The organism is Amycolatopsis sp. NPDC054798, from assembly GCF_053611505.1.
In genome coordinates, this window is sequence record NZ_JBSHAM010000071.1 from 34,251 (window position 1) to 42,394 (window position 8,144).

7 protein-coding genes are annotated in these 8,144 nt (G+C 69.9%); 2 read left to right on the forward strand and 5 right to left on the reverse strand.

Going from position 1 to position 8,144, the window contains the following annotated elements; all coding sequences use genetic code 11:
- Positions 1-470: 470 nt before the first annotated feature.
- Entirely contained in the window at positions 471-1,049 is a 579-nt protein-coding gene (locus ACWGIC_RS33170; RefSeq protein ID WP_452079854.1) for a TetR/AcrR family transcriptional regulator, read from the reverse strand.
- 67 nt (positions 1,050-1,116) lie between these two features.
- Between ACWGIC_RS33170 and ACWGIC_RS33175 the strand changes: the two genes are divergently transcribed.
- Positions 1,117-1,977 (forward strand): SDR family NAD(P)-dependent oxidoreductase, encoded by an 861-nt coding sequence (locus ACWGIC_RS33175; protein WP_452079855.1) that lies wholly within the window; start codon positions 1,117-1,119, stop codon positions 1,975-1,977.
- Here ACWGIC_RS33175 and ACWGIC_RS33180 read toward each other — a convergent pair.
- The 4 genes from ACWGIC_RS33180 to ACWGIC_RS33195 all read right to left on the reverse strand — a co-directional run bounded on the left by ACWGIC_RS33180 (position 1,970) and on the right by ACWGIC_RS33195 (position 5,130).
- Complete coding sequence (locus tag ACWGIC_RS33180; RefSeq protein WP_452079856.1) at positions 1,970-2,992, reverse strand: NADPH:quinone reductase; 1,023 nt, start codon at positions 2,990-2,992, stop codon at positions 1,970-1,972. The two genes, ACWGIC_RS33175 and ACWGIC_RS33180, sit on opposite strands and share 8 nt — an antisense overlap.
- A gap of 46 nt (positions 2,993-3,038) precedes the next feature.
- A complete protein-coding gene (locus tag ACWGIC_RS33185; protein WP_452079857.1) occupies positions 3,039-3,857 on the reverse strand; it encodes an LLM class flavin-dependent oxidoreductase in 819 nt (272 codons plus the stop codon).
- A gap of 57 nt (positions 3,858-3,914) precedes the next feature.
- A complete protein-coding gene (locus ACWGIC_RS33190) occupies positions 3,915-4,742 on the reverse strand; it encodes a peptidoglycan-binding protein (RefSeq protein ID WP_452079858.1) in 828 nt (275 codons plus the stop codon).
- Positions 4,743-4,821: 79 nt separating this feature from the next.
- On the reverse strand, positions 4,822-5,130 hold the full coding sequence (locus tag ACWGIC_RS33195) for a cupin domain-containing protein (protein ID WP_452079859.1): 309 nt from the start codon (positions 5,128-5,130) through the stop codon (positions 4,822-4,824).
- Positions 5,131-5,343: 213 nt separating this feature from the next.
- Between ACWGIC_RS33195 and ACWGIC_RS33200 the strand changes: the two genes are divergently transcribed.
- A partial coding sequence (locus tag ACWGIC_RS33200) for a GH92 family glycosyl hydrolase (RefSeq protein ID WP_452079860.1) occupies positions 5,344-8,144 on the forward strand: 2,801 nt, incomplete at its 3' end.

Genomic DNA, 8,144 nt, shown 5'->3' on the forward strand with positions numbered 1-8,144 from the left:
ATCGCGGCGGCTGGTGTTGCGGCGGCAGAGGATTCGGCGGCGGCGACGGAATGGCTGGACTGGGGTCCGGAGCGCGGCGGCGCGGTCGTGCCGCCGGCGATTTCCTGCCGCCTGAAGAAGATTCGCGTTTCTGTGCGTGGAGTGCTGGTCGTGATGATCTAAGCGAACGGTCCGGTTCCGGTGTCCTGGGTTTGCGGGCGAGTCGGAGTTTTCTCGGCCGGGGCAGTGGTCCGTGAAGGGCCCCTTGAGGGAATCTGATTCCCTCAAGGGGCCCCTCACGGACGTTTGCTGTGCCGTGCGGCAGAAGTTGTTCGGCCCCGCGCAACAGACTGTCCCGGAGCTGTTGTCCACACCCCGCGCGAGTTGTGGAGCAATCGGCCGGTCCGCGTCTCGCGGAGCGGTTTTGTCGGGTGGGGCCGGTAGACTGGGCGTGGGCAGCCCCCCAGGAGCGGGCGGGGGTGGGCTCGCGGTCAAGAACCCGGCCGCCACCCGCATTCCAGCAACGCGAACACCGAAGCCAGAGCCGCGGCGGGATCCGGTGCGGTGCCGGTGAGGTCGGGGATCTCCAGCACGAACCGCGCCAGTGCCCGCACCGCGGGATCGTCCGGCGGCAGACCGCTCTCCTCGGCCAGTGCCGCCGTCAGGTCGGGTTCGCAGGAATGCCACAGCCGTCGCGCGTACTCGCGCAGGGCGGGCGTTCGCACGATCAGGTCTCGTTTCGGGGCGTGCTCCGGCGGGATGTCCGTCGAGTACGGGCCGCGGGCGGCGAAGAATCTGTGCAGGGCCGCGAGAATCGGTTCGTCCCGGGTCCGGTCGCGGACCGCGGCGACGATTCCGGTCCGGCGTTCGGAACCGTCGTCGAAGATCAAAGCGTCTTTGCCGTCCGGGACGTGGGCGAAGAGGGTCGCCACGGAGATGTCGGCCTCTTCGGCGATCTGGGCGACGGTCACCCCGTCGTAGCCGTGCTTCAGGAACAGCCGCAGCGCGACCTCGTCCAGCCTGCGCCGGGTTTCGAGCTTGCGGCGTTCGCGTCGTCCGGTGTTGACCACGACCCCGAGTGTACCCAAACCTGAAGTGGGTTTAAAGTTGGAATCACTTCAGGTTTAGGAGGGCGTCATGACAGTGCTGGTGACCGGGGGCAATGCCGGGATCGGCTACTTCGTCGCGGAGCAGCTGGCCGAGGCGGGCGTGGAGGTGGTGCTCGGGAGCCGTGACCCGGCGAAGGCGGAGGTCGCGTTGAAGATCCTCCGCGAGCGGGTGCCGGGCGCGCGCGTGGCCTGGGCGCGGCTGGACCTTGCCGACCTGGCTTCGGTGAAGGGGATCGAGGTCGGGGAACTCGACGCGGTCGTGCTGAACGCGGGGGTGTATCTCGAAGGCCCGCAGCGGCGGGAGACCAAGGACGGGCACGAGATGACCTTCGGGGTCAACCACCTCGGCCATTTCGCGCTGACGGCGGCCCTTCAGGACCGGCTGAAGCCCGGAGCGAGGATCGTGACGACCGGCAGTTTCGCGGCGAAATCCGCGCAGCTCGATTTCGCGGATTTGCAGAGCACGCGCGATTACCAGCCGAAAACCGTGTACGAACGGTCGAAGCTCGCGCAAACGCTTTTCGCGCTGGAGCTGGATCGACGGCTGCGGGCGGCGGGCAGTGACGTGCTGAGCGTCGTCGCACATCCGGGCGGGGCGTTGGACAGCCTGACTCCGGACCGGCCGCCGCTGCACGTGCGCAGCACCAGGCAAAAGCTGAGCCTCGCGCGAATTGCCTTGCAGGGTAAGGACGGCGGCGCGCGGCCGGCGGTGCGAGCGGCGGTCGGCCCGGATGTCCACAGTGGTCAGATCTGGGGGCCGCGCGTGTTCGGCCTCAAGGGACGCCCCCGGCCGGAGCCGGTGCGCGGGCCGTACGCGGACGCCGAGGCTGCCGCCCGGTTGTGGGCGGCGAGCGTGGAGCTGACCGGGGTCGAGCCGGCTTTCAGCTGACGTCGATCAGCACCTTGCCGGTGACGCCCTTCTCCGACGCCTCGTGCGCACGAGCGGTTTCCGCCAGCGGGAACCGGTGCACCGGCAGCCCGTGGTCGGGGCCGAGCCGGAGGCCGCCGTCGCGCAGGGCGGCGTTCAGGTCTTCCGCTCCGGCGCGCAGGCGGTCGAATCCGACGGTGTAGAGCACCACGAACTGGTAGCGGCTGTTGAGGTAGACGTTCTGTCCAAAGTCGACAGTCACGCTGCCAGTGCCGCGGTCGTCGCCGTAGGCCGCGACCACTCCGCGCGGGCGGAGTACTGCGGTGTGCAGGGGAGCGTTCACGCCGACCGCGACTTCCACGATCACGTCGACTCCGTCCGGTGCGATTTCCCGGATTGCCGCGGCGACGTCCCCTTCGGTGTACCGCACGACATGCTGGGCACCGGCGGCGCGCGCGAGCGCAGCCTTGTCCTCGGTGCTGACAGTGGCGATCACGGTCGCTCCTGCCCAGCGCGCCAGCTGGATCGCGGCGTTGCCGACCGCGCCCGCGCCACCGCTGACCAGAATAGTCTTGCCGGACAACGCTTTCGGGGCCAGCCGCTGAGGTCCGTCCTCGGCGACAGTGAGCGCGCGGTGCGCGGTGAGCGCCGGGATCGCGAAAGCGGCGCCCTCGTCGAACCCGACTTCGGCGGGGAGCGGGACGAGCCGGTCCGCCGGAAGCACGGTGTACTCCTGCGCGGTCCCGGACGTCGGCGAATGCGCGGCGGCCAGCAGCAGCCACACCCTCTCGCCCACGGAGAATCCGTCGACCCCGGCGCCGAGCGCGTCCACGACGCCGGCCCCGTCCTGGTTGGGCACGGACAACTCCGCCTCGCTGGCGAAACGGGAGCCGGAGCGCGCCTTCCAGTCGGTCGGGTTCACCGCGGACACGGCGATCCGCACGCGCACCTCGCCCGGCCCTGGCTCCGGGACGGCGAGTTCGGACAACGTCAGCACTTCCGGGCCGCCGAACTGGCGGTAGGTCACAGCTTTCACCCTCGGTGCAAGCCACCGGCGGGCGCGGCTATTCCCGCCGTGGGCCTCAGCGCCCGCTGAGCCGCGCGATCACCGGGGCGAAATCCTCGAGGAAAGCGCCGTTCACGCTGTAGTACGACACCCCGAGTTCCTCGCGCCGCCGCTCCAGTTCCTCGGCCATCGCGGCCGGTCCGCCGCGCAGCAGGGTGAGCGAATCGTGCTCGATGAGAGTTTCCGCGTCGTGCCCGATGAAATTGCGGATCCACGGCGGGACCACTTCGCCGACGACGAAAATGTTCATCGCCAGTTCGACCTCGCGGCCGCCGGCCGCGGCGCGGATCTCGGCGGCGTACTTCGCGGTGTCCGCCCGGCTGGCGAGGACGCTGCCGGCGAGAGTGACGATGTCCGCGCGTTCGCCTCCCAGACGACGCGCTTTCGGCCCGCCCGCGGCGACCATCACCGGCGTGTGCGCGTCGCCGTCTAGGCGGCGCAGGTGCGAGATCGTGTCCGACACCTGGGCCAGCCGTTCCGGGCCGGTGCCGTAGGGCAGCCCCAGTTCGGCGGCGGATTCGCGCATCGACGGCAACCCGGTGCCGATGCCCAGCTCGAACCGGCGGTCGGTGAGCAGGCTGAGGCTGTGCGCCTCCCACGCGGCCGCGCGAGGGGTGCGCAGCGGGCTGGCGAAGACGAACGTCCCGACCCGCAGTTCGGTCGTCACCGCCGCCGCGACAGCCAGCGCCGCGGTCGGGGTGGGGAGGTTGAGGTTGTCCGGCGACAGCAGGGTCGAATATCCGAGATCCTCGGCGCGGCGGGCGGTTTCGCGCCATTTCGCGCCGCCTTCCTGAGCTGTCGCGACGACCCCGAACCGAAATGTTTTTCCCGCCATGGCACCAGAAAACCACGGCTGCCGCACTCGCGCCAGCAAATGCGGCAGCCGGGTGAGTCAGCCGCGCTGGTACTGCTCCCAGGTCAGCTTCGGGTTCACCGCCGGGCCGTCGTCCTTGCCGTGGTCGGCGAGGCCGTTCTGGCCGAGGTAGTACGCGCCGACCTGGTGCTGCGCGCCCGAGGACAGATCCGGGTCGTTCACCGCGATCGCGTGGATGTGGTAGCCCCAGTCGCCCTGGTCGGGCGTGCGCACCCAGGCCGCGAACCCGACCTTCCGGAGATCCTTGGCGAACTCGGTGCGGGTCGACGAGGACATGTTCGCGACCGAAACGTCGAACGCGCCGCCGCCGTCGTGCGTGCCTGCCGACGCGCCGACGCCGCCCGGGTTGTACGAACCCTGGGTGAGGCCGACCTCCTTGCCGAACAGCTTCTCCGCCGCCTGGAGCATCGCCTTGGTGCGCGTGTTCAGCGTGACCCCGTGATATGTCACGTGGCTGCTGGCGGATACCACGTTCGACACGGTGTACTTGCCGGAACCGAGCTTTTCCAGCGACGTCTTGCCGGGCAGGCCGGAAGCGTCGATTCCGGTGTAGCCAAGGGACTTCTGGTACTTCGAGTAGGCGTCGATCGTGGTGGTGCCGAAGTAGCCGTCGACGTATTTGGCGTCCAGCAGCCCCTTGGCCTGCAGCGCCTGCTCGACGAGCAGGACGCTGTAGTGCGCGCCCGGAGTCTGCGTGCTGTCGGCGCGCTGCGGGTCGATCTGGGCCGCCAGCAGCACCGCTTCCATGTTGGCCGCCGGCAGCGCGGCGGCGACGCCCGGAACGGCGACGGCGACCGTGGCCGCCGCCGCGGCTCCGGCGGTGAGCACTGCGAGTTTCCTGAGCATCCGTGTCCTCCCGGTCCTGGTCGGTCCGGGCCGAGCATCGCCGAGCGGGATACACGGGACGTACAAATGCGGCCTGACCTCACTCCAGCCATTCGGTGACGAACCGGTCGTTCTCGTGGATGTGCACCGCCTCGTACGGGCCGGGACCGAGCGAAACGAACTTGTGCGGCGTGTCCGGCGGGGCGACGAGGACGTCCCCGGCGGTGCCTTCGCGCTGTTCGTCGCCGATGGTGAACAGGGCGCGTCCCCGCTGGATGACGAAGGTTTCGCGGTAGGGGTGCCGGTGCAGGCGGGGCCCCTCGCCAGGTTCGGTGGCGTATTCGCGGATGACGGAGACGCTGGAGCCGACCTCGCGGCCCTCGACGTCCTGGGTGGCAGGTTCTGTCATGTCTGTCGACGTTAGCCCGCTGGAGCCGGTCCTGGGGGTCCCTCCTCGCGACCGGCTTCCCCGCGGCGAAGCCGGTCGCCCTGGCGCAGAGCGCAGCGAGGGTGCCGCCGGTCGGATGTCTGTCCGGGCGAAACCGGCCAGATCTCTGTCATCCGGTTGACCTCGCCGCCCGTGAGCCGCAAAGGTCGGACAACACGAGGTCTGGGAGGCACCGTGCGGTACTCAGTCGTGGCAGCGTTGGTGACGGCAGCGGTCGTCGGAGCGGGAACCGTCGCGGCGGCCGCGCCGCAGGCGCCGTTGGTCAGCGATCCGGCGGCCTACGCCGATCCGCTCGTCGGCACGGGGCGCGGCGGCAGCTCGGTCGGCGAGATCAACAACTTCCCCGGTCCGGCCGCGCCGTTCGGGATGATGCAGTTCTCGCCGGACACTGACGGGTCGTACGCGGGCTACCAGTACCACAGCGACAAGATCCGCGGCTTCAGCCTCGACCACGCCTCGGTCGGCTGCAACGCCTTCGGCGACGTCCCGATTCTGCCGGTCACCGGCGACGTCGGGGCGAAACCATGGGACCGCGTCGAACGTTTCACCCACGACGGCGAGCAGGCCGAGCCCGGCTACTACGCCGTCACGTTTCCGGATTCCGGCGTCCGCACCGAGCTGACGGCGACCACGCGCACCGGGCTGGCGGCGTTCACCTTCCCCGCAGGGAAGAACGCGCAGGTGCTGGTGAAGGGCGGCGCGAGCCTCGCCGGAAACTCCGCGGCAGGACTGCGGATCACCAGCGACCGCGAGGTCAGCGGGCAGGCGACGACCGGCCGCTTCTGCGGGAAGCCGAACAATTACACCGTCTACTACGACATCACCTTCGACCGTCCGTTCACCGCGCACGGCACCTGGGACGGCAAAACCGTCCAGCCGGGCAGCGACCAGGTCGACGCGCCGAAGGCCGGGGCGTACCTGACGTTCGGCGACGCCGGAGTGGTCCATGCGAAGGTCTCGATGTCCTATGTGGACGTTCAAGGGGCGAAGAAGAACATGGCCGCCGAAGTGCCGGGCTGGGACTTCGCCGGAGTCCGCAAGGGCACGAGGGACGCCTGGCGCGACGCGCTCGGCCGGATCCGCGTGGCGGGCAAGGATTCCGCGCAGCTCAAGACGTTCTACACCGCGCTTTACCACAGCCTGATGCACCCCAACACGTTCAACGATGTCGACGGCCGCTACATCGGCTTCGACAACCAGCTCCGCACCCTCCCGGCCGGGCACACGCAATACGCCAACTTCTCCGACTGGGATACCTACCGCTCGCTCGCGCCCTTGCACGGCATGCTGTTCCCGAAGGAGGCCAGCGACATGGCGCAGTCGCTGACCAACGACGCGGTCCAGGGCGGCTGGTGGCCGCGCTGGCCGATGGCCAACGGCTACACCGGGCAGATGACCGGCGACAGCTCGGTCGCGCTGCTGTCCAGCCTCTACGCCTTCGGCGCGCACGACTTCGACGTCAAGACCGCGCTGAAGTACCTGGTCAAGGGCGCGACGTCGGTGGACGAAACGCCGGGCGCGTACCAGGAACGCCGGGGGATCAAGGACTATCTGGCCCGCGGTTACCTGCCGAACAACGATGCCTCCCGCGGCGACCACGCGCGCGTCGGAGCCTCGATCACGCTGGAATGGGCGATCGACGACTTCGCCATCGCGCAGTTCGCGGGCGCGATCGGCGACCGCGGCGTCGCCCGCGATTTCACGAAACGGGGCCAGAACTGGCAGCACCTGTTCAACCCGGCCACCGGCTACCTCCAGCCGCGCGGACAGGACGGCCGGTTCCCGGACGGCCCGGCGTACCAGCCGCCCGCGCCCGGCACCTTCGGCCAGGACGGCTTCGACGAGGGCAACGCCGCGCAGTACACCTGGCTCGTGCCGCAGGACCCGGCCGGGCTGGTGACCGCGATGGGCGGTCCGGCGGCGGTGTCCGCGCGGCTCGACACGTTCTTCCAGAAGCTCAATGTCGGCCCGAACGAGCCGTACATGTGGGCGGGCAACGAACCCGACTTCGGCGTTCCGTGGCTGTACAACCACGTCGGACAGCCGTGGAAAACGCAGGAAGTGGTGCGCCGGATCGCGACCACGCTGTTCAGCGCGACGCCGGACGGCGAACCCGGCAACGACGACCTCGGCGCGCAGTCCTCCTGGTATGTCTGGGCCGCGCTGGGGCTCTATCCGTCCACCCCGGGCACGCCGGATCTCACCGTGCACAGCCCGCTGTTCGAGCGCGCGGTGCTGACCTTGCCGGGCGGCCGCACGTTGGACCTTCGCGCGCCGGGAGCCTCGACGACCACGCAGTACGTCCACGGCCTCGCGTTGAACGGCCACCGATGGGACCGGACGTCCTTGCCGCAGGACCTCGCGCGCAGCGGCGGGCGGCTCGACTTCGCGTTGTCCGCGCAGCCCGACCGGAACTGGGCGGCGAACACGCAGCCACCGTCCTATCGGGACGGTGAGGAGCCGTACGTCGGCTCGGTGGCCAACCAGGTCACCGTCGAACCAGGCGGCTCCGGCACAGTCGCGGTGAACGGCCAGCGGCTCGGCGGGCAGCTGCGCTCGCTGAACATCGCGACGTCGGCGCCAGCCGGGATCACGGTCTCCGGCCCGCGCTCGCTCCGGCTCGACGACCGCACTGGCAGCGGGAAAACCGAGCTGACCGTGACGGCCGCGGCGGGCACTCGCGAGGGTTACTACGAAGTGCCGGTGACATTGCGCGGGGCCGGACATTCGGTTTCTTCCTCGGTAATTGTGCTGGTCGCGCCGAAGGGAAGCCTGGCCGGCGCGTTCGACAATGCCGGCATCTCCGACGACGGCGACGGCGGTTCGGCGAATTTCGACGGCGCCGGAAACAGCTATTCACGAAAAGCGCTGTCGGACGCCGGTCTCGCTCCGGGTTCGACCGGACCCGCGGCGGGCGCCATGTTCGTCTGCCCCGCCGCGCCGTCCGGCCGTCCGGACAACGCGGTGGCCTCCGG